Here is a 21946-nt window from a genome sequence, read left to right as displayed (position 1 = left end):
GGGCTATCGCCTGCTTTCGAAGATGTCGATCATTTGGCGCTCGAGTTTGGCTACGTTGGCGATTTCGCGGTCGATGTCGGTTTGGTTGTCGGCGTGGAGGACGTGGATGGTCCATTCGCGGTTGGCGATGTCGATGTCGGTGACACTGCCGCCGGGTTGCAGGTTGTAGGCGCAGGTGGCGAGGTAGAGGACCAGGTCGTCGGAGACGCGCATGGGCACGCGGAGGATGGCATTTTTGGGCGGGGCGGCGGGCCGCAGCGCGAGCCAGGAGACCTTGGCGGAGGCGACGATGAGGTCGGCGAACCACTGCAGTACGAACAGCAGCAGTTTGCCCCAGTGGATTTTGTTGCCGCTACGGGGGATGTTCGGCAGCGGCAGCACGAGCACGATCAGGACGCCGAGCGCCAGCCCGGCGGCGACGTTGCCCCAGGTGAGGTCGCCTTGCATGAGGACCCACATGAATGCGAGCCAGAGGACGAAGGCGCCGCGGAAGCGGTTTCGGATGCCGGTGAGGAGGTGGTTCATCGGTGTGCTCCTGTCGGTTCGGCGGTTGCGCTGGCGGGGAGGGGGACTCGTTCTGTCGTGACGACGTCCTCTCCGTCAGCGGAGCGCGCTGACTTGCGGGCGAGCGCGTCTTTGCCGCCGCCGGAGTCGGTGGGTTGGCGGAAGGCGTCGAGGTCCCGGGTCGGGTTGGTGGGGTCGCCGGAGAGGACGGCGTGTTGGTAGATGCGTTGGTCGCTGGCGGATTCGGCGGCGCGGTCGGTAATGGCGGAGATCGGGCCGGCGAGGAACGTGATGGCCACGGAGGTCGCTACGAGGAGCGCGGTGGACAGCAGCATACCGACGGGGATGCGGCCGACGTCGGCGCGGTCGTCGACGGCGATGGTGTCGTGGCGCTCGGTAAGCGAAGAGGGCCGCGCCATGGCGACGGACTCGGGGGCGTCGGCGCGGTCGCGGAGGAAGCCCTTGGACCAGACGAGGATCATGGCGTAGAGCGTCAATAAGGAGGTGACGACGGCCCCTGCGATGAGCACCCAGGCGAGCCAGGAGCCTTCGGCGGCACCGGCCTGGATGAGCATGATCTTGCCGAGGAACCCGGAGAACGGCGGGATGCCGCCCAGGTTGAGCGCCGGGATGAAGTAGAGCAGAGCGATGAGCGGCGCGGTGTAGAGCAGGGAGCCGAGGCGGCGCAGCTGCGCGGACCCGGCCTGGCGCTCGATCAGGCCGACGACCAGGAAGAGCGAGGTCTGCACCAGGATGTGGTGGACGGCGTAGAAGATCGCGCCCGACAGGCCGGCGACGGTGCCGAGTGCGATGCCGAAGATCATGTAGCCGATGTGGCTGACCAGAGTGAAGGAGAGGAGACGCTTGATGTCGTTCTGCGCGAGCGCTCCCATCACGCCGATGACCATGGTCAGGAGTGCGACCCACATGAGGAGGGTGTCGAGGGAGCCGTCGGTAAAAATGGTGGTGCGGACGCGAATGATGGCGTAGACGCCCACCTTGGTGAGCAACCCGGCGAACACCGCGGTGACCAGTGAGGCGGCGGTGGGGTAGGAGTCGGGGAGCCAGGCGTCGAGCGGGAAGACGGCGGCTTTGATGCCGAATGCGACGAGCAGCGTGGCGAAGATCGCGGCGCGCGTGCCGTCCGGGACCTCGGCCATGCGCTGGCCGACCTGCGCCATGCTCACCGTGCCGGTGGAGGAGTAGATCAGCGCGAGCGCGAACAGGAACACCATCGAGGACGCCATGGAGACCATCACGTAGCCGATGCCGGCGCGCACACGCCCCGGCGAGGCGCCGAGAGTGAGCAGCACGTACGAGGCCACGAGGAAGACCTCGAAGCCGACGTACAGGTTGAACAGGTCGCCGGCGAGGAAGGACAGGTTCACGCCCATGCACAGCAGCATGTAGACGGGGAGGAAGACGGCGACTGGGTCGTCCTCGTCGCCGTCGCGAAGCCCTTGGGAGATGCCGTACCACATGACGGCGAACAGCACGATGGAGGAGACGAACACCATGATGGTGGACAGGCGGTCCGCCACCAACGTGATGCCGATGGGTGCTTCCCAGCCGCCCATCTGGACGGTCTGGATGCCGTGGACGTCTGCGATGATGATCATCGCACCCGAGATGACGGCCAGCGCGAACAGAGTCGTCAGCGCGATGGTGCGCTGCAGGGTGACGGCGCGCCCGGTGACCAGGATCAGCGCCGCTGCCAGCGCTGGCAGCAGCAGCGGCATGACGGTGAGGATCGGCATGGCGGGCAGCGCCCAGTGGGCGAACTCGAACAGGTTATTCGTCATCGTCGGCCTCCTTGACGGGGTCTTCAAAGGAGCGTGGGCCGAAGGCGTCGCCCTCGGAGCTCATGCGTCCGGTCTCTGGGTCGTCGGAGGCGTCGTGGTCGGGGGCCGCCGCCGGGGTCTTCGGACGGGCGGCGATCGCGCGGTCTTCCTCGTCGCGCTCGATGATGTCGTCGGTGCGGTAGCGGTACTGGCGGTAGGCCAGGGCCAGCATGAACGCGACCATCGCCATCGAAATGACAATCGCGGTGAGGATCATCGCCTGCGCGAGCGGGTCGGCGGTGCGCTCGCCGAACAAGGTAGACATGCGCCCAATGATCGGCGGGGAGCCGGCCTGCCCGCCGGATTGCAGCAGCAGCAGGTTCGCGCCGTTGCCGAGCAGCAGCACGCCCATGATCATGCGGGTCAGTGCCCTATCGAGCATCAGGTACACGCCGGTGGCCACGAGCACACCCGACCCGATGAGCAGGAACAGGTTCGCTTCCATTACTCGCTCCTTTCGCGGCCACGCGCGGTGGTGTGCACCGGCGCCCCAATTGTCGACGCCCGGCCCCGCCCTGCCGTCGCGTCACCGTCACCAGTGACCGCTTCTCGACGCCTCTTTCGCGCCAACCGCTTCGTTGCCTGCGCTTCGCGGCGTCGTTTATTCTTCTCCTGCAGCTCACGAGCGCGCTGGCGAGCGTACTGCTTGCGGTTGTCTTCCTCTTGGTCGAGGTAGCCGCCCATGGAGGTCAGGATGTGCAGGGTCAGGCCGACCACGATGAGGTACACACCGGCGTCGAACACGAGCGCCGAGGTGACGTCAAACGAGCCGATAAGCGGCAGCGTGACCGTGGTGTAGCCGGACGTGAGTGGCGGGTTGCCGAAGAACATCGGGGTCACCGCCGCGGCGAAGGAGAACAGCATGCCGGTGCCCAGCAGCTTCGCCGGGTCCACAGGCAGGGCCTCCTCGATTTCCTGGCGCCCGCCCGCGAGGTAGCGCAGCGTGAACGCCAGCGCCGCCACCAGGCCGCCGGCGAAGCCGCCGCCGGGCGCGTTGTGGCCGCCGAAGAAGAAGTACAGGGACAGCAGAATCATCGACGGGAACAGGATCCGTGTTGCCACGTCCACCATCAGCGAACGGTTCTGCGCCGTCTCCGAATCCACGCCGCTGGCCAGCCAGCGCGGCTTGGTGGTGGACAGCGTCGGGCGCCTCGAGGAGCGCCCAAACTTGCCGGTGCCGAAGATCAGGCTGGCCACGCCCGTCGCCGCGATCACCAGCACAGTGATCTCGCCGAATGTATCGGCGGCGCGCAGGTCCACGAGCAGCACGTTCACCGTGTTGCGGCCGTGGCCGATGTCGTGCGCCAGCTCCGGCATGAACACCGAGATCGGGTCGGCGGTGCGCGCGCTCATCGCAAACATGGCGATCACCACAACCGACACGCCAGTCAGGATCGACAGCCAGGCACGGGCCCGGTTGTCGTCGCTGCGGGGCTCGACCTCCGTCGGCATCTTGCGAAGGATCAGCATGAACACCACCATCACGATGGTCTCCACGAGCGCCTGCGTCAGCGCCAGATCCGGCGCGCCGTGCAGGGCAAAGATCGTCGCCATGCCGTAGCCGGTCAGCCCCACCATCACCACGGCGGATAGGCGGTTGCGTTGGACCGTCGCAAAGACAGCCATGCAGACCATGATGAACACCACCAGGCCCTGCCACGGCGAATCCCACAACATCATCCGAATATCGTTCGAGCGGCCCAGCACCAGCGCCGCCAGCGGCACCACGGCCAACACCGCGAAAATCACGCCCAGGTTGATCACCAGGGAACCGCGCTGCGTCGACGCCGTCAACCGCAGCGACGCAGTCCGCAGCTGCGTGAGCAGCGCGTCCCACAACGCGTCACCATTGCCGAGCGCAGGCTTGCCCGTCTGCAGCGGTTTCAGCAACGCACGCTGCCAGAACATGACGACGCCACCCAGCACAATCACGGCCGTCAGCACCAGCGGGATCGTAATCCCGTGCCACAGCGCCAACTCCTCCTGCTCGCCGCCGGGGAAGCGCACATCCAGGTACTCGTTGAACGCCGTCGACAGCAGCACCGGGAAGATACCGCACACCACCGTCAACGTGGTCAGCACCGCCGGCGAAATCCACAAGGTCGGGCCGATCGGGTGCATCTCGCGCACCGCCTTCGACTCGCCGTTGTTGTGTGCTGGCTTCGTCGCAAAGGCGGACCACCAGAAGTACAGCGAGTAGGCCATCGTCAGGATGGAACCAGCGACGATCGCCACCAGCGTCATGTAACCCGGCATGCCGTGCAGCATCTCCTCGTTCAGGACCGCCTCCAGCGCCGACTCCTTCGCCACAAAGCCGAAGAACGGCGGAATACCCGCCATCGACGCCGCCGACACCGCCGCCAAAAACGCCACAAACGGCTCCCGCTTCGCCAACCCCGACAGCTCGTGGATGTCGCGGGTGCCCGTCGAGTGGTCAATCGCGCCCACGATCATGAACAGCGTCGCCTTGAACATCGAGTGCCCGAACGTAATTGCCAGGCCAGCCATCGTCGCCTCACGCGACCCAATACCGATCACCGTCGTGATAAAGCCCAGCTGAGACACCGTGCCGTACGCCAGGATCAGCTTCAGGTCACGCTGCTTCAGCGCCAGCCAGCCACCCAGGATCATGGTGAACACGCCGGTCGAAAGCACCACCAGGTGCCAGGTACTCACCACCGCCAAATCCGGCGCCAGGCGCGCCACCAGGTAAATCCCGGCCTTCACCATCGCCGCCGAGTGCAAATACGCCGACACCGGCGTCGGCGCCGCCATCGCCCCCGGCAACCAAATATGCCACGGGGCCTGCGCCGACTTCGTCATCGCCCCCAACATAATCAGCACAATCGCCGTCGAAATCGCAGGCGTATTCTCAATATTCGCAAACTGCGACACCTCGCTGAGGCGCCAAATCCCCGTCTTGTAGCCCAGCAGGTTAATGCCGACGAGCATCGCCAGCCCGCCGAACGTCGTAATCATCAGCGCCTGAATCGCCGCCCTTCGCGACGACGCCCGCTCACCGTAGTAGCTGACCAGCATGTACGAGAGTATCGACGTCAACTCCCAAAACACGTACATCAGCAAGAAACTGTCCGAAATCACCAACCCGTACATCACGGAGGCGAACATGGTCAGCTCCCCGCCAAACTTGGCCAACCTGCGCGGATTCGAATCGAAATAGCCCCAGCAGTACAACAACACCAAGGAGCCGACGCCCAAAATAATCAAACTGAACAAGCCCGCCAGGGCGTCCAACCTGAAATCCAGGTTCAACTCCGCCGACGGCATCCACGGAATCCGCGAAACGATCTCCCCACCATCCACAAAGACACCCTTTGCGAACAGGTACACCATCCACGCGAACCCGCCCAGCGGCACCAACGCCACCAGCGCAAACGCCGATCTACCGATCGTACGGATCAACAACGGCGCCGCCGACGTCGCGACGAACAGCGCGACAAGTAGCGTCAACACAACCCGGGCCTCCTTGTTCAGCTTCCTTAGCTTCTTCAGCTTCGGCGCGCCACAGCAACGCAGCTGCCCACCATGCACCGTCGAAACTAGAAACAAGGCGCGTCATGATCAGTGGCGCGACCAACAAAATCTCACTGTACTCACAGCTCCGACATTTTGCGAACGGCTTTCGCCCTGGCTGGCCTGCCTGTCTGGCCCCCTGGTGCGCCTGCGCCTCGCGCCCGCGCCCCCTTCGAAAACGTTCCCACGACTGGGAACCATTTTGCGTTTCAGGCTGGTTCCGGTCGACCATCGGTTGCGTTTCTGCAGGTCGCGACGCCTGTCCACAAAGAAAGTTCCCGGGTTCAACGCTGATCGCGGGAACTTTTCCGAGGTGGCGGGCTCGCGCGCCGTGGCTTTCACGTGAACTCGTTCGTGCCGAGGTGTTAAAGGAGTGCGACGCTGGTCGCCGAAAACCGTCTCTGGCCGGTGGAAATGCGCGACCTGCATCGCACGCTTCTAAGCGCACGCTATGAACTCTCGGAGCTGGGGCGGCGAAGATCCAGGCGAGCACGACTATGGACAAACCGCACCAAAAACGGTACGGTTTGTCCATGGTTACGTATAGGGAAAAGCTGCGACAAATCGCTTTGGAAAACGACGGGTATGTCACTCCGGCTCTCGCCCGTGTGCGGGGCGTGCCTGATGTTGAGTTGCGGAAGCTTGCGGCGCGAGGGGCCGTCGAGAAGCGGGAGCGTGGCGTGTATCGGGATCCGTACTATCCTGCCGCCGACGATTTTGATTTTCTCCGCGAAATTATTCTCACGCTAGGTGCTGGCGTGCATGCATGTGGGGAAACCACATTGCAGGTTACCGGGATCGGTGAGCTCAATCCCAAGAATGTCTATCTAGCTTCGCCGCGTCGACACCGCCGGAAGATGCCTGGAACATGGCGGATTAGGTCCGCTCCACCAGACGCTCAAGTGAAGAAATATCACGGTATTCCGTCGCAGCCCGTCGCGGAGGCGCTCGTGGAGGTTCGCCCAGCAGTTATGGCCGACCGTTGGGAGGCGATGGTGGAGGATGCCTACCAGGAAGGGTTTATTCGAGGCAAGCAGTATCGGGAGCTGAAGGGGCTGGTGGGATGAGCCGGCCGGTAAACATTGTGTCCTTACGACAGAAGATCAGAAACATAGAAAACGATCAGGCGCGTGAGACACAGCGAGAGAACGTAATGGCGCTTGTTGTAGTTGCGCAGATGCTTCCACAGGGAGTGGTCAAAGGCGGAAGTGCGATGGCTGTTCGCTACGGCAGTGGAGCTCGTGCCACAAAGGATCTCGATGCCGCGCGACAGCAGGACGAAGACCACTTCTTGGATGAACTGGAGGACAAACTTGAAGCGGGATGGCAAGGCTTTACTGGAAGAGTGAAGCAGGTGAAGAAGCCCAGCCCTGCAGGGGTTCCGCCGCAGTATGTAATGACTCCTTTTGATATCAAGCTCCAGTACGAAGGGAAGGACTGGAAGACCGTGAGGTTTGAGGTGGCGCATAACGAGCTACATGTTGCGGACTCTGTGGACAGGCAGATTTCGGATGAACTCTCATCGTTGTTCATGGACCTGGGGTTTGATGCACCGGACCCTGTACCGGTTGTGAAGCCTGAACACCAAATTGCACAGAAAATACATGCGGCTACATTTCCTGATAGTCAGCGAGCGCATGATCTCGTAGATTTGCAGATACTCGTGGCTAATGAAGATATTGACTATAGCAAGGCGAAAGAGCTGTGCGAGCAAACGTTCAAGTACAGAGGCGATCACTCATGGCCGCCTGAATTTGTTAGGGGCGAGGGCTGGGACGATGTTTATAGGGCCGCGGTGGAGAATATGACGCTTCCTGGAGTCGAAATATTAGGTCTAGAGGACGCCATCCGCTGGAGTAATGACCTGGTCAAAAGGATAGATTTCAGTTAGGGGTACCGAATTGATTGCTTCCAACGTGGATCTCGCGGATCTTGCGGCAAACGCCTCACACCATGTGTTTGGTTTGGGCCTGTATGAGCGCAAGGTGATCATTGACGGTGGCGGGCCGGTGGCCGTCATCATGTCGGCGGGTGAGTTTGAGCGGCTTGAGGCTGAGCGGCAGGACGCCCTGGACCTGGCACTCGCGCTCACGCGAATGCTGACCGACAGTGGCAAGCGCATCAGCCTCCAGGATGTCCTGGCTGAGTTTGGCATCGACCCGTCGGAGCTTTAGATTCACCAGCTTTTCGACGCGCTCTCCGCCCCATTTGAACCAGCCAAATCTGCAAAGTGTAGTAGGTGGATTGTAGTAATCCTCGAAAAGTTGTGCGAAATGGGGATTACTACCATCCTGTTACTACAGTTTGGGTTTTGGGGGCGCCCAGCAGGCGCCCAGACAGCGCCCCAGCCAGCAAAAACAAGCCGAAACCCAGCCGAAACCCGGCCGAAACCCGGCTACTTCCCGTACTGCTGCAGGAAGAGCGCTTCGGCCACCGCGATGCGTTCGATTTCGGTGGGGTCGACGGATTCGTCGACGCCGTGGATGCCGCACTGCGGTTCTTCGACGCCGTAGAGGGCGATGGCGGCGTCGGGGAAGTGGTTCTGCAGCGTGATGGTCAGCGGGATGGAGCCGCCGGAGCCGATGAGGGCGAGGTCGGCGCCGTCGTAGGCGGTTTGGAGGCAGTCGCCGAACAGGGCGATGGCCGGGTGGTTGGGGTCGGTGGCGAATGGTTCGTTGACGCCGGAGATTTCCACGGTGACGTGGGCGCCGTTGGGGGTGTGGGCGTGGATGTGTTCCTTGACGGCGTTGGCGATGGCGGCGGCGTCGGTGCCTGCGGGGACGCGGAGGTTGTATTGGGCTTCAGCGCGGTGGTTGACGGCGTTGACGGCGTCGGCGACGGGGGTGGAGGTGAACCCAATCATCGTGATGGCGGGGCGGGCCCAGACCATGTCGGCGGGGTTGTCGTCGGGGGTGCCGTTGAGGGCGACGCCGTCGAGGACGCCGGCGTCGGTGGCGAAGGTGTCGGCTGGGTAGGGCTGGCCGTTCCAGGTGGCGGTGCAGTCGACGCCGTCGATGCTGGTGCGGCCGGTTTCGTCGAAGAGGGAGTCGGTGATGCGGACCAGGGCGTGGGCGGCGTCGGGGGCTGCGCCGCCGAAGGAGCCGGAGTGGATGGCGCCTTGCAGCGTCTCGACGGTCACGTTGATCTGGGCGCCGCCGCGCAGGGAGGTGGTGAGCGTTGGGACGCCGACGGCGGCGTTGCCCGAGTCGGCGATCATGATGGCGTCGGCGCGGAAGAGGTCGGGGTGGGCGTCGATAAGTTTGCCGAGGCCGTCGTCGCCGCCGAGCTCCTCAGAGCCCTCGACGACGACCTTGATGCCGAGGTCGGTGCCGCCGTTGGCCTGGATGAGGCGCAGCGCTTCGAGGTGCATGGCGAGGTTGCCTTTGCAGTCGGCGGCGCCGCGGCCGTACCAGCGGCCGTCGCGTTCGGTGAGGGTGAAGGGGTCGCTGGTCCAGGCGTCGGGGTTGTTGGCAGGCACGACGTCGTAGTGGGAGTAGAGGAGGACGGTGGGGGCGTCGCCGACTGGGGCTTTGGTGGCGATGATGGTGTCAGCATTATCGACGGTCGCGTGGCGGGTCACGTCCAGTCCGAGGGCCTCGAGCGCGGAAACGGTCCAGGCGCAGGCAGCTTCGTGCTGGTCGGCAAGCTCAGGCGTGGAGTGTGGGGAGTTGAAGCCTACGAGGGCGGAGAGGTCGTCGAAAATGCGGTCGCGGTTTGGGGTAAAAGCTGTTTGTGTCATGTGGTCGAAAGTACCACCAACCGGAGGAGTACAATCCTTTCCGTTCGTTTTTATGCCTATATATTGAAAGGTCTTGCAATGGCCTCGACGATGCGTGAGTTGACGCTGCGCGGGATCATCATTGGTGGCTTGATCACCTTGGTGTTTACTGCTGCGAATGTGTATTTGGGGTTGAAAGTCGGGTTGACTTTTGCCACGTCCATTCCGGCGGCGGTGATTTCTATGGCGGTGCTGCGGAAGTTCGCCGGGCACAATGTGCGTGAGAACAACATTGTGCAGACGATTGCCTCGGCTGCGGGTACGCTGTCGGCGATCATTTTCGTCCTGCCCGGCCTGGTGATGGTCGGCTACTGGCAGGGTTTCCCTTTTTGGACGACCGCCCTGGTCTGCGCCCTTGGCGGCATTTTGGGCGTGATGTATTCGATTCCGTTGCGTCGCGCGCTGGTGACCGGCTCTGACCTGCCGTACCCGGAGGGTGTCGCGGCGGCGGAGGTGCTGCGCGTTGGCGACGGGGACAATGGTGGTTCGGAGCGTGATCACGCGGAGAACGCCGAGGGCCTGCGCGTGATCATTCTGGGCGCGTTGACGTCCGCGTTCTACTCGCTGTTGGCGGCGATGAAGGCGGTGGCTAGCGAGGTTGCCGGGTTCTTCCGCGTTGGTGGCGGCGGCACGATGATGGGCGGTTCGCTGTCCTTGGCGCTGCTGGGCGTGGGCCACTTGGTGGGCCTGCCGGTGGGTATTGCGATGCTGGTTGGCGTCGTCATTTCCTTTGCGATCCTGCTGCCTATGAAGTCGGCGGACAACATGGGAGCAGGCCTGGAGCTGGCCGAGGTGGTCTCCACGACGTTCGCGGACGAGATCCGCTTTATCGGCGTGGGCACGATGGCGGTGGCGGCGCTGTGGACGCTGATCAAGATCGCGAAGCCGATTGCGACGGGTATTGCGTCGTCGTTGGCGTCGTCGAAAAAGAGGCATGACGGCGTGGTCGTCGATGTGACGGAGCGTGACATCCCGTTCCCGATCGTGGCGGGCGTGATTGTGGCGTCGATGCTGCCGATTGGCATGCTGCTGTGGAACTTCGTGCGCGGCACCGATATCCACGAGCACGCGCTGTCGCTCACCATGATCTCGGTGCTGTTCATCCTGGTCATTGGCCTGATTGTGGCGTCGGTGTGTGGCTATATGGCGGGGTTGATTGGGGCGTCGAACTCCCCGATTTCCTCGATTGGCATTATTGCGGTGCTTTCGTGCGCGCTGCTGATTGGTGCGTTTATGGCGGGCACGGACGCGAATGCGGCCTCGCTGGTGGCGTACACGCTGTTTACGGCAGCGATCGTGTTTGGCATCGCCACGATTTCGAACGATAACCTGCAGGACCTCAAGACGGGCCAGCTGGTGGGGGCGACGCCGTGGAAGCAGCAGGTGGCGCTGATTATTGGTGTGCTGTTCGGCTCGGTGGTCATCCCGCCGATCCTGCAGGTGATGCTCACCGGCTTCGGCTTCCAGGGCATGGAGGGCGCAGGCCCGGACGCGCTCGCGGCACCGCAGGCGGCGCTGATGTCCTCGGTGGCGAACGGCATTTTCAACAGTTCGCTGGATTGGGGCTTGATTCTGCTGGGTGCGGGCATCGGCGTGGTCCTCATCATTATCGACGAGACCCTCACCCGCACCACGGGCAAGTACAGCTTGCCGCCGCTGGCTGTGGGCATGGGTATGTACCTGCCGGTGTCGGTCACGGTGATCGTGCCGATCGGCGGGCTGGTCGGATACATCTACAACCGTTGGGCGCAGGTGCAGCGCCACCCGGACTTCGCGCGCCGGATGGGCACCCTGGTGGCCACGGGCATGATCGTCGGCGAGTCCCTGTTCGGCGTGCTCAACGCGGCGCTCATCGCGGGCGCGGCAGGGGAGAGCCCGCTGGAGGTGTTCACGGAGCAGTCCTGGACGCCATGGTTCAGTACGGCCCTGTTTGTTGTGTTGGTGTGGTTCGTGTACTCGAAGACGCGCTCCAAGGTCACCTCGGTTGCCGAAGATGGTTCCTTGCACTCGGCGGGCGAGAGTGCTAAAACTGTGTCTTAGCACTCGAGGCAATTGAGTGCTAACGCGGGTGAGGTTGGCTACGCGCCAACCGTGCCGTCGCGGGCGCCTGCACTTTACGACGAATACAAGGAGAAAACTTACATGGCTAAGATGATCGCATTCGACGAGGAAGCACGCCGCAGCCTAGAAAACGGCCTGAACACACTAGCCGACGCCGTCAAGGTCACCCTTGGGCCAAAGGGACGCAACGTCGTCCTGGAGAAGTCCTGGGGCGCACCAACCATTACCAACGACGGTGTCACCATCGCCCGCGAGATTGACCTCGAGGACCCATACGAAAAGATCGGCGCCGAGCTGGTCAAGGAAGTAGCCAAGAAGACTGACGACGTCGCCGGCGACGGCACCACCACCGCAACCGTCCTGGCACAGGCGTTGGTCCGCGAGGGCCTGCGCAACGTCGCAGCTGGCTCCAACCCGATGGGCATCAAGCGCGGCATCCAGGCAGCGACCGAGAAGGTCTCCAAGTACCTGCTGGATAACGCGAAGGAAGTAGAGACCCAGGAGCAGATCGCCTCCACGGCAGGCATTTCGGCCTCCGACCCGGAGATCGGCAAGAAGATCGCCGAGGCGATGTACGCCGTGGGCAACGGTGCGGTCAACAAGGAGTCCGTGATCACGGTCGAGGAGTCCAACACCTTCGGCGTTGACCTCGAAGTCACCGAAGGCATGCGCTTCGACAAGGGCTTCATCTCCGCATACTTCGCCACCGACATGGAGCGCGGCGAAGCCGTCCTGGAAGACCCATACATCCTGCTGGTCTCCTCCAAGATCTCCAACGTCAAGGATCTCGTCCCGCTGCTGGAGCAGGTCATGCAGTCCGGCAAGCCACTGCTGATCATCGCCGAGGACGTCGAGGGCGAAGCCCTGTCCACCCTCGTTGTGAACAAGATCCGCGGCACCTTCAAGTCCGTCGCCGTCAAGGCACCAGGCTTCGGCGACCGCCGCAAGGCCATGCTGCAGGACCTCGCCATCCTCACCGGTGGCCAGGTCATCTCCGAAGAGGTCGGCCTCTCCCTGGAGACCGCCACCACTGAACTGCTGGGTCAGGCACGCAAGGTTGTCGTCACCAAGGATGAGACCACCATCGTCCAGGGCGCCGGTGACCAGGCCCAGATCGACGGCCGCGTCAAGCAGATCCGCGCCGAAATCGAGCACTCCGACTCCGACTACGACCGCGAGAAGCTGCAGGAGCGCCTGGCCAAGCTGGCCGGTGGCGTCGCAGTGATCAAGGTCGGCGCAGCCACCGAGGTTGAGCTCAAGGAGCAGAAGCTGCGCATCGAGGACGCCGTCCGCAACGCGAAGGCAGCCGTCGAGGAAGGCATCGTCGCCGGCGGTGGCGTCGCCCTCCTGCAGGCTGCCCGCGAGCTTGTCGACGACCTCGGGTTCGAAGGCGATGAAGCCACCGGCGTGAAGATCGTTCGCGAGGCGCTTTCCGCACCGCTGAAGCAGATCGCCCTCAACGCTGGTCTGGAGCCAGGCGTTGTCGCTGACAAGGTCGCCAACCTGCCTGACGGTCAGGGCCTGAACGCCTCCAACGGCGAGTACGTGGACATGATGGAAGCCGGCATTAACGACCCGGCGAAGGTGACGCGCTCCGCACTGCAGAACGCTGCCTCCATCGCGGCCCTGTTCCTGACCACCGAGGCCGTCGTTGCCGACAAGCCTGAGCCAGCCGGCGCCGCCGGTGCAGGCATGGACCCAGACGCCATGGCAGGCATGATGTAAACCTGGCTGCTTGTAGCTAGTTCCCGGGCGCCCCGCTTCCGCTTTTGCTTTCGCGGTGGGGTGGCCCGGGATTTTTGTGCTTTGAACTGAGTTGGGCTTCGGGGTGATGGGGGTGCGATGTGTCGCCCCGAGCTGACTCGGAAATTTGTGAATGGATTTGCGTGTGGTCCGATCTGCCGGCTGCCGCCTTCGCAGTGTTCCCGTCGACCTCCTTACGTCGACCTCTTCCCGTCGACCAACGCAGGTCACGGCAATATAGGCTGTTTTCGCGTCATTTCGCCGATTTTGCGCTGACCAGCATTGGTCGACCGGACCATGTCGACCGGAATGGTTACGGCTGCGACGCGATGGGAGTAGCGGCCCTAGTTTGGGATGCGGGCTTTGTACTGATGGGCGTCGAAAAGCACCACAAAAGGGGTTACGAGGTATAAGAATGCTCTAAGAGTTTTGGGAAAACCTGGCGGGCAGAATGTCTAGCGGTAATCGACAGTTGGTGGCATAAGTGATGGTCGACGAATAAAACCGATTTGAGCTGTACTAATGCGTCGAATTGTTGCCTGAGAAACCTTGAGATTTCGTACGAAATGACTTGGACAAAGCGGAGGGGGGTGGGTAGATTCGAGGTGTCCCCAAAGTTGGGCCACTGACGTGTGCGTAAGAAACGAACATTCTTGAAGTGCGCTGAGGGCCCCGAGAGACCTCTTTTGGAAGGAAATCAAATGGCAATTGCCCTCAAGAAAACCGCCGCGATCGCAATCGCAGCAGGCCTGACCTTCGCCGGCTCCGCTGGCATCGCTGCGCAGGACGCGATGGCGCAGACCATGAATGCGACCGCTGTGAACACCGCGCCCGGCGTTCCGGATGCCGCCAGCATTCCGACTGATGGAACCGTAAAGTTGACCATCAACAAGCGGGTCAACCCGACTGAGCTGCGCCCGGCTAATGGTGAGACCGATGCTGATGCCTCCGGCGCACCGCTTCAGGGTGTCGGCTTCACGGCCGAGAAGATCAAAGTAGATATCACCAAGCAGGAGAACTTCAACAAGGTCGCCGAGCTTGCAAACAAGCGTGACATTGCCGGGGCGGAGAAGCTTGGGACCGAGCCTGCGAAGGCCTTTGAGGATACCGATACGAACGGCCAGACCTCTCTGGACCTGCCGGTTGGTGCGTACATCATTCGTGAGACTAAGACTCCCAGCAATGACACCGAGACCTATGTACCGGCCGACCCGTTCATCGTCTTCCTGCCGATGACTAACAAGGAGGGCACTGGCTGGAACACTAACGTGCAGGTCTACCCGAAGAACTCCATGGCGAAGGTCTCCAAGACTGTCGAGGATACAGGGAAGAACACACTGAGCAGCGAGGCAAAGCGCAAGGCAAGTGAGCCCGGCTACCTCGGCCCACGCCCGGCTGAGAATGCGGTTGTGCAGTACACGCTCGACGGTGTTGTCCCGGCTGCGCCGGAAGGCCGCGAGCTGAAGAACTTGACGCTTACTGATGCCTCGAACAGCGCCGAGCTGCAGTGGAACACCGCAGACAATGCCTTTATTAAGGGCGTATACGTCGTTCGCGATGGCAAGGACGTAGCTATTAATGCTGCCAACTACACCGTGAAACCGGACGCCGCGGTCCCGACGACCAACACCAAAGGGCTGGCCGCTGGCGCAAACCAGGCCTTCACCGTGACTGTTGACGCGAAGAAGGCGGGCCTGAAGCCAGGCGAAACCGTGCGCGTGAAGGTCGAGGCGACCATGCTCAAGGACGATGCCGCTTCCAAGGGCATTGAGAACTCTGTCCGCGAGTCCTTCGTCTTCCGTAACCCCAGTACCGACACCGACGATGAACCCAAGGAGACGCCGGACGACAAGGTTGTGACCTACGTCGGCGACATCTCCGTGTACAAGCGTGGTGAAGTTGATGGCAAGGAGAACCAGCCTCTTCCTGGTGCTGAGTTCCAGATAGGCAAGTGCAATGCCGCCAAGAACGACCTCGAAGGTGCAGCTATCCAGACCGGTATCACCGATGCAAACGGTAGCCTGACCTTCCCGGGCCTTCACGTTACTGACTGGGTTAATAACGCAGTGCCGAAAGAGACTGTAGCTAACTACTGCATCAAGGAGACCAAGGCTCCTAAGGGTTACGAGACTCCGAAGGGCAAGGCGGCAGTCCGCGAGATCGTGCTGACGAAGGAAACGACCAAGAAGCTCAATGCGGGTAAGACTGCATTCGAGGCGGTTGCGGACTCGAACGAGATCGCCAACGGTGCTGTTGTCGACAACCTGAAGAAGACCACGCCGACCCTCCCAGCCACCGGTGGTATGGGTATTTTGATCGTGGCCCTGGCGGGTCTCGCGATTATCGGCGGCGGTGTCTACGCGGCACGTCGCAACTCCCGCACCGCTTAAGTCGTAAGGCTTAAGTCCTAAGTGATGTAGGAGTCCCTGCGGGCAACCAGCCAAGCAGGGAAACCAGCCCTGCGGGACAGCCCCGCGGGGTATGGCCGGTCGGCGGGACGGCCTAAAACTCCTGCCCCAGTTTTGAAGAGAAGGGGTCGTCGATAAGGGATGGCCCGAGAGAGGACAGCAACGTGACCACAGCAGTGACGGCGAAGCACCGGAAACAGCCGGCGTCAAAGTCGTTTTTTCAGCGTGTCGCGTTGCCTGTCCTCATCATCCTTGTGGGCCTGACCGTGCTGATGTACCCGGTGATCGCGACGCAGTGGAACAACCGGGTGCAGGAAGAAGTGGCGAGGATCTACGAGGAGGAACTGCAGCAAACGCCGGTCGAAGACGTGAATGCTGCGTTCGAAGCCGCGAAGGCGTACAACGAGGCGCACACCGACGGGCCGATCCTCGACCCGTGGCTTGCCCGCATCAGCGAGGACAACGCCGACTACAAGGAGTACGAGCGTCAGCTGGAGGGTGTGTCGGCGATGTCGCAGATCGCGATTCCGGCGATTGACCTGCGCCTGCCCGTCTTCCACGGCACGGCGGAGGACACCCTGCAGAAGGGGCTCGGCCACCTGTACGGGTCGGCGCTTCCTACAGGTGGGAAGGGGTTCCACTCGGTCATCACGGGTCACACAGGCTTAACGACGTCCACCCTGTTCGACAACCTTTCCGACATCAAAGTCAGCGACGCCGTCTACGTCTCCACGTTCGGCGAGCGCATGAAGTACAAGGTGTACGACATCGAAGTTGTCCTGCCGGATGAGACCGACAGCCTGCGCGCTGACCCCGAGCGCGACCTGCTGACGTTGATCACCTGTACGCCGTACGGCATCAATACGCACCGGTTGCTCGTCCACGCGGAGCGAGTACCCATGGACCCAGACGAGGCCAGCGTCCTCGACGACTCCACCTCCACCCTGCAGTGGTGGATGTGGGCCCTCGGCGGGGTGTCCCTGCTCATCCTGCTGGCGCTGATCTGGTGGGTGTACCGCGAAAAGAAGAAAAGCGACCGCAAGGACGCGATGATTGAGGAGGCTCTGTCCTGATGCGTGTGTCCCAACTTTTGGCGGCGTGTGGTGCCGCGGCGTTGCTCGCCACGGGTGCGTTGACGCCCGCGGTGGCTGACGTGCGCCCAATCAGCGGTAATGACGCCAACCTGAATCCGGCGAGCATCGACAAGAATAAGCCGATCCAGTTGCTGCTGAAGAAGCAGGGCACCAACCCGTACGACCAGGTCCCGGCCGGTCAGAAGCCTCCCGCCATCGCCGGCGCCAAGTTCACCTTGTCGAAGGTGCGGGGCATCGACATCACCTCGGAGCAAGGCCGCAACGTGGCAAAGAAAACCACGCTTGACGACGCCCGCTCGCGCGGCCTCGACGTCATCGAAACGAAGGCGACGAACCAGCGCGGCGAGGTCATGTTCGACAACCTCACCCCGGGCCTGTACCTGGTGGAGGAGTCCGCGCCGGACACGAAGTACGAGTACCACCTGAGCAGCCCGAAGCTGCTCATCCTCCCACTTCCTGACGAACGCGGCATCCGCTACGAGTACGAAAACGTCCTGGTGATGAAGTGGGACAAGAGCTACGGCACCCCACCACCGTGGGAGCCTTCCGAGCCACCATCAACGACGCCAACAAAGCCCGGTAACACGGTGACCACGACGAAGACGACGACGTCGACACCTCCTCGAGTGAGCACCACCATCCGGACGACGTACACCACGACCCCTCCGAATGGCACACCGACAACGGTGACGACCACGGTGCCGTCGACAATCGTGACAACGAAACCGAACGGGGTGGTCACGACGGTGACCCACCCCCGCGCCGTCCCCGAGAAAGAGCGCGGGTCGCTGGCGTCCACCGGCGCGAACGTGCTGTGGGCCGCGGGACTTGGCGGACTGTTAATTGTGCTGGGATTGTTCCTGGCGCGGCGAAGCAAGAACGAGACACGGTAAAGCGGAAGTAGGGAAAGAAAAATGCGAAACTTTATCAAACCTGCAGGATCTCCTGCTCGGCACCGTGCCCGTGGACTTGCAGCCGTAGTAGCCTCGGTGGCGTTGGCCGCCGGCCTGGGCGCGTACCCGGCCGTTCAGGCGGAGGAGACCACGACGGTCTCCGACATCACTACCGACGACGCCGGCCTGCCCACCTACTCGTGGATGGACGACGACACACCGTCTTCCTCCGCCACGCCTTCGGCGCCTGCCGCAGCGTCGGCCTCTAATCCGGCCTCTGCATCTGCTTCGAAACCAGCAGAGGCCCCGGCCACCGCGAACCCCGTGACCGTCGAGCGCAAGGGCGTCGTTGACCGCATCGTGGTCAACGACCCCGATGGCGAGGCATGGGAGTTCGGCGGCAAGGCGTCGAAGGAAAACATCTTCGCGCTCAAGCGTGAGGGCAAGGGCGAGATCAAGGAAGTCCTGTCCGTCACTGCTGATGGCCGCAAGCTCGAGCCTTACGACTACGGCTACGTGAACGCTAAGGATGGCGGTTTTGTGGCGTTCAACCTGAACGCCCTGCACACGATTCCGCCGCAGGTCGTTGAGATTGAGGCCCGCACGACCGACGCCGGTGAGTACGCGATCGCCGAGAGCGCCGAAGTGCCGTCCGAGGCACAGCTTGCCGAGTCTGGTTATGGCAAGGGGCGCCCCGCGGAGGAGGTTGCGGATTCACAAGACCGCGCTGCTGCCCCGGGAGATATTCCGGGTGTCCCAGGGCAGCAGGATCAAGAGTTTTCTCTTACCGATGCTAAGCCAGATTTCTTGGGGGACAACCCCCAAATTGAATTTAAGATCAACGAGACTGGTAACTGGCGAGTAACCAGGTTCGCCATCAAGAAAAACCGAAACGATAACAATACGAAGGATATCTCCGGTCCAGTTAGGATCCGCGTCGTTCGTCAGGGGGCGATTGTCGTTGACCGAACCATTGATTTCGCTAACGCGATTTTTTGGAATAAGAACGCCAAGGGAAAGTCTTATGACACGGAGTTTCAGCTCATTCCGAGTATTACTGACCTCTATATCAAGGGTGGCGACTCGGTAATCCTGAATCCCGTGGCACCTCCAAACGGTATTTACCGGGTCCAGATGTGGGGCCAGGACATGGACAATAAGCCTCAGGACCACAAGGTGAATGTCGCAGGTGATGGTATTCCAGTATCCTCGCACACGACTATTGGCGACAATCCGTACGAGACAACATTCGATGTTCAAGCGCGTTCTAATTTCTCAAGTGCAACAGTAACTCTGAGCCCTTCAGTCCGATTAGAAGATGTGTTTTTCTCTATTCCAATTGAGCAAACGGACGGTGTAAGGCTCGAAAATAAAGTTGAGACCTACCCGGATCGTGTGGTTATTACATGGTTCCCGACGAAGGACGGCCGCCGAATCGACTCGGTACCGGTTTCGGCAGACTCGACTGTGACGCTTCGGACTTCCTACAGATCGGCTCCAACCAGACCCGAGGACATCACTTTGCAAGGCTCCCTCGCGGCTCCGGTAGAGAAAGATCTTCCGATTCTTCCTTCAGCCGACGCTGACGTGTTGCCACTTACGCACGGCGATAAATGTGAGCTTCGCGATGTAAAATCTGTTCATCGACAGCCACCTCGCTTACTTTCCATTGCGGAGCAAAAATATGGCTTCCGACGATTTATCGTCGCGAGCCCACAAGCCTCTAGCAATAGAACTTCTTCGCAGCTGTATCTTCAGGTAGAAGACGGACAAGGTGCATTGCAGTCAGAAAAGATCGGACCCGCCAGCGGGTGGGTATATAACGCACTTGCCTACAACGAGAACGATAACTACCTCTATGCTGTTAGTCAGCCCAGGATTTCGGTGAAGACGGGCCACAGGGATGACCCTTGTTTCCCCGCAGGCCACTTACTGCAGATAAATCCTTATACGGGTGAAGTTTTTGATTTGGGCAAGCTTCAAGGACTTGATGGATTTCTTCCCGAGAATCATCCGGACAATACAACATCCAACGACCTCGGTAGCGGCATCAACGCAGGTACCTTCGATGATGACGGCACATACTGGGTCGCAGGTGCGTCTGTATGGGGTAGTGGCCGTCTTTACAGCGTGAATTTAGACACGATTACTGCAACGCTAAAGCCTGCAAAAAACGTGACTCTGCAAGCCAAAACAATCTGGAATCCGGGACAAACATTCCGTACGGTTTCAGAGGACTTTGTTGCCATCCCAGGTGCGAAAGGGTATCTGTGGGGCCTGCAAAGTGGGTGGGCGCAAAGCGATGGAAGGAACAAACAGCGCGTTTTCTTGGAACGTATTAGCACGAGCGGTGGTGCCCCCCTGCGCGTGGATATTACCGATATGAAGATGCCTGATGGGCAGACCGTCGGTCAGTTTCTCAACATTACAGACCAAGCGCCTGTTTGGGGACAAGCATGGGTTGAAGAAGACGGATCGATTGCTTTCGGAAAGGGTGGCCGGTCTTCCGTGGACTCGAACACAACGGAAGTAATCAAAATTAAGGTCGGGAACCCGACGGCGAAGGCTCCAAATCTCCTAAAAGTCGAAGTAGTCGGCGCTCAAACTGCACCGTCCTCATACAATACTGACGGTGCATCGGCAAAGGCTCCTACGACGACACCAGAACCAATTGTTCCAGACGTCACCAAAGAAGCGATTGGACAGTCTGCGAAGAAGCAGGAAGACGGGACCTATATAGTAAAATACCAGGTAAATGTAACAAACCCAGGAAATCGCGAGGCTGCCTATAGTAAGGTAGTCGACACTCCAACGATGCCGACGGGGATTGTTGTGAAAAAGACTTCTTGGTCCTTGGTCGATGAATTCGGGAAATCGTATGCCACGACATTTCAAACTGGCCAAGGTCCGTTTGTGCTATCTGGCGGTGGAACGATACAGCCGAAGGGGCTCAATAGATTTGGTGCTACAAGTAATGGCATCCATCAATTTAATGTTGAAATGACAATCTCTCTCGATGCCTATACAGGAAACGAGACTGGAGATGAATGTGCACCCGGCAAATCGCTTTTCAACTCTGTACAAGTTGGGCCCAAGGAGGCGAAGGCCTGTGTGCCTCCGCCAGAAGTAGAGAAAAAAGCTCGGCTTGTGATTGCAAAGATTTCTTCCGATGCAGTTTCGCACGAGCTATTGAAGCCAGAAAACCGTCTAGACGGTGCTGAGTTTATACTTCAAAAACTGGACGAAAATGGCCAAGTCATCGGTAATGGAATCCCAATGATTTACGATAAGGAGAATCGAATCTTCAAGTCAGAAGAATTGGAGCCGGGTCACTATCAGCTCGTAGAGACTCGGTCGCCTCAAGACAGTCTGGGTGTTTACAATCTTCTTGTGAAGCCGATTGTGTTTTCGTTGTCGGTGGACAACGGGAATGTGACGATCGCGCTAGATGAAGATGCCAAAATTGTCGCGACGCAGGTCGATAAGGCGGTGGCACCGAGCTCCTGGCAGCTTACCTCCCAGGATGCGGTACTGACCGTTGCCAACGTCCGCCAGGGCAACCTGCCCAAGACTGGCGGAAACGGCCTGCAACTGCCGATCCTCCTCGGCGGTGCGCTCATCGCCGCTGGTGCGTTGGTGGGACGACGACGGGTCGTCGCTTAGTGGAGAGTGCGTCCTGAGCGCGTGACGTTACGAACAAGCTGACGGGGCTTGGCGCTGATCAACAGTGATCGGGGCCAAGCCCCTTCGGGACTTTGGAGTGCAATCGACCAATTGCCGACAAGTGGCGCTACGGTGTAATGTCTTCGCTCCCGGTTTGAAAGTGAACCGTCTGACTAGAAAGCAGATTTGGTCACGCGTGAATCGGATTCGACTTTGGGCTTGTGGCAGCTCGGTGAGCGGACAAGGGCAAAGCGACGGGCGAAGCCTTCTATCTGGTACCGTAGAAAACGTTAGCCTCGAGGCTACCGGCTCTAAAAGGATTGCTTTTAGTTGCGTCAAGGTCTCTCGGGGTGCTTGTTTTTAGGGGGGCATCGGGGGAGATTGAACATGCCCCTTTTGAGGCTTATGGGAGGCCGCGCTCAGAGGA

14 protein-coding genes are annotated in these 21946 nt (G+C 60.9%); 9 read left to right on the top strand and 5 right to left on the bottom strand.

Annotation, left to right across the window (positions count from 1 at the left end; genetic code table 11):
* Positions 1–3 precede the first annotated feature (3 nt).
* The 4 genes from QP752_RS09030 to QP752_RS09015 are packed head-to-tail and all read right to left on the bottom strand — an operon-like array spanning position 4 to position 5819.
* Positions 4–525 (bottom strand): Na+/H+ antiporter subunit E, encoded by a 522-nt coding sequence (locus tag QP752_RS09030; RefSeq protein WP_070361857.1) that lies wholly within the window; start codon positions 523–525, stop codon positions 4–6.
* Entirely contained in the window at positions 522–2306 is a 1785-nt protein-coding gene (locus tag QP752_RS09025) for a Na+/H+ antiporter subunit D (protein ID WP_284805299.1), read from the bottom strand. The genes QP752_RS09030 and QP752_RS09025 overlap by 4 nt, the downstream gene beginning before the upstream one ends.
* Entirely contained in the window at positions 2296–2790 is a 495-nt protein-coding gene (locus QP752_RS09020) for a Na(+)/H(+) antiporter subunit C (RefSeq protein WP_070361859.1), read from the bottom strand. Before QP752_RS09020 ends, QP752_RS09025 begins: the two co-directional genes overlap by 11 nt.
* Positions 2790–5819 carry a Na+/H+ antiporter subunit A gene (locus QP752_RS09015; protein ID WP_252932177.1) on the bottom strand — a complete coding sequence of 1010 codons (3030 nt, stop codon included), beginning with the start codon at positions 5817–5819 and terminating at the stop codon, positions 2790–2792. Before QP752_RS09015 ends, QP752_RS09020 begins: the two co-directional genes overlap by 1 nt.
* Before the next feature lie 593 nt (positions 5820–6412).
* On the opposite strand from QP752_RS09015, the gene QP752_RS09010 reads away from it, so the two are divergent.
* From QP752_RS09010 to QP752_RS09000, 3 genes are read left to right on the top strand one after another with little or no spacing between them, the layout of a single operon-like run.
* Positions 6413–6946, top strand: a complete 534-nt coding sequence (locus QP752_RS09010) for a type IV toxin-antitoxin system AbiEi family antitoxin domain-containing protein (RefSeq protein WP_284805298.1) — start codon at positions 6413–6415, stop codon at positions 6944–6946.
* Positions 6943–7770, top strand: coding sequence for a nucleotidyl transferase AbiEii/AbiGii toxin family protein (locus QP752_RS09005; protein ID WP_070361862.1), 828 nt, complete (start codon positions 6943–6945; stop codon positions 7768–7770). Before QP752_RS09010 ends, QP752_RS09005 begins: the two co-directional genes overlap by 4 nt.
* 10 nt (positions 7771–7780) lie before the next feature.
* Positions 7781–8053, top strand: a complete 273-nt coding sequence (locus QP752_RS09000; RefSeq protein WP_070361863.1) for a type II toxin-antitoxin system Phd/YefM family antitoxin — start codon at positions 7781–7783, stop codon at positions 8051–8053.
* 221 nt (positions 8054–8274) lie between these two features.
* Here QP752_RS09000 and QP752_RS08995 read toward each other — a convergent pair whose 3' ends face one another.
* Positions 8275–9618 (bottom strand): dipeptidase, encoded by a 1344-nt coding sequence (locus tag QP752_RS08995; RefSeq protein WP_070975572.1) that lies wholly within the window; start codon positions 9616–9618, stop codon positions 8275–8277.
* Positions 9619–9696: 78 nt separating this feature from the next.
* Between QP752_RS08995 and QP752_RS08990 the strand changes: the two genes are divergently transcribed.
* The 6 genes from QP752_RS08990 to QP752_RS08965 all read left to right on the top strand — a co-directional run bounded on the left by QP752_RS08990 (position 9697) and on the right by QP752_RS08965 (position 21519).
* Entirely contained in the window at positions 9697–11697 is a 2001-nt protein-coding gene (locus QP752_RS08990) for an OPT family oligopeptide transporter (RefSeq protein ID WP_284805297.1), read from the top strand.
* Between the two features lie 102 nt (positions 11698–11799).
* Positions 11800–13443, top strand: a complete 1644-nt coding sequence (gene groL / locus QP752_RS08985; protein WP_284805296.1) for a chaperonin GroEL — start codon at positions 11800–11802, stop codon at positions 13441–13443.
* Positions 13444–14162: 719 nt separating this feature from the next.
* The gene (locus QP752_RS08980; protein WP_284805295.1) at positions 14163–15851 is read left to right on the top strand and encodes a SpaH/EbpB family LPXTG-anchored major pilin; all 1689 of its coding nucleotides are present in this window, start codon (positions 14163–14165) and stop codon (positions 15849–15851) included.
* Positions 15852–16033: 182 nt separating this feature from the next.
* Positions 16034–16942 carry a class C sortase gene (locus QP752_RS08975; RefSeq protein WP_284805294.1) on the top strand — a complete coding sequence of 303 codons (909 nt, stop codon included), beginning with the start codon at positions 16034–16036 and terminating at the stop codon, positions 16940–16942.
* Complete coding sequence (locus QP752_RS08970; protein ID WP_284805293.1) at positions 16942–17856, top strand: SpaA isopeptide-forming pilin-related protein; 915 nt, start codon at positions 16942–16944, stop codon at positions 17854–17856. The genes QP752_RS08975 and QP752_RS08970 overlap by 1 nt, the downstream gene beginning before the upstream one ends.
* A gap of 21 nt (positions 17857–17877) precedes the next feature.
* Positions 17878–21519: an LPXTG cell wall anchor domain-containing protein gene (locus tag QP752_RS08965; RefSeq protein WP_070361869.1), complete on the top strand. Its 3642-nt coding sequence runs from the start codon at positions 17878–17880 to the stop codon at positions 21517–21519.
* Positions 21520–21946 lie beyond the last annotated feature (427 nt).

This window comes from Corynebacterium sp. UMB10321 (assembly GCF_030228725.1).
GTDB classification, from domain to species: domain Bacteria; phylum Actinomycetota; class Actinomycetes; order Mycobacteriales; family Mycobacteriaceae; genus Corynebacterium; species Corynebacterium pseudogenitalium.
This window is presented reverse-complemented; position numbering and strand designations above follow the sequence as displayed.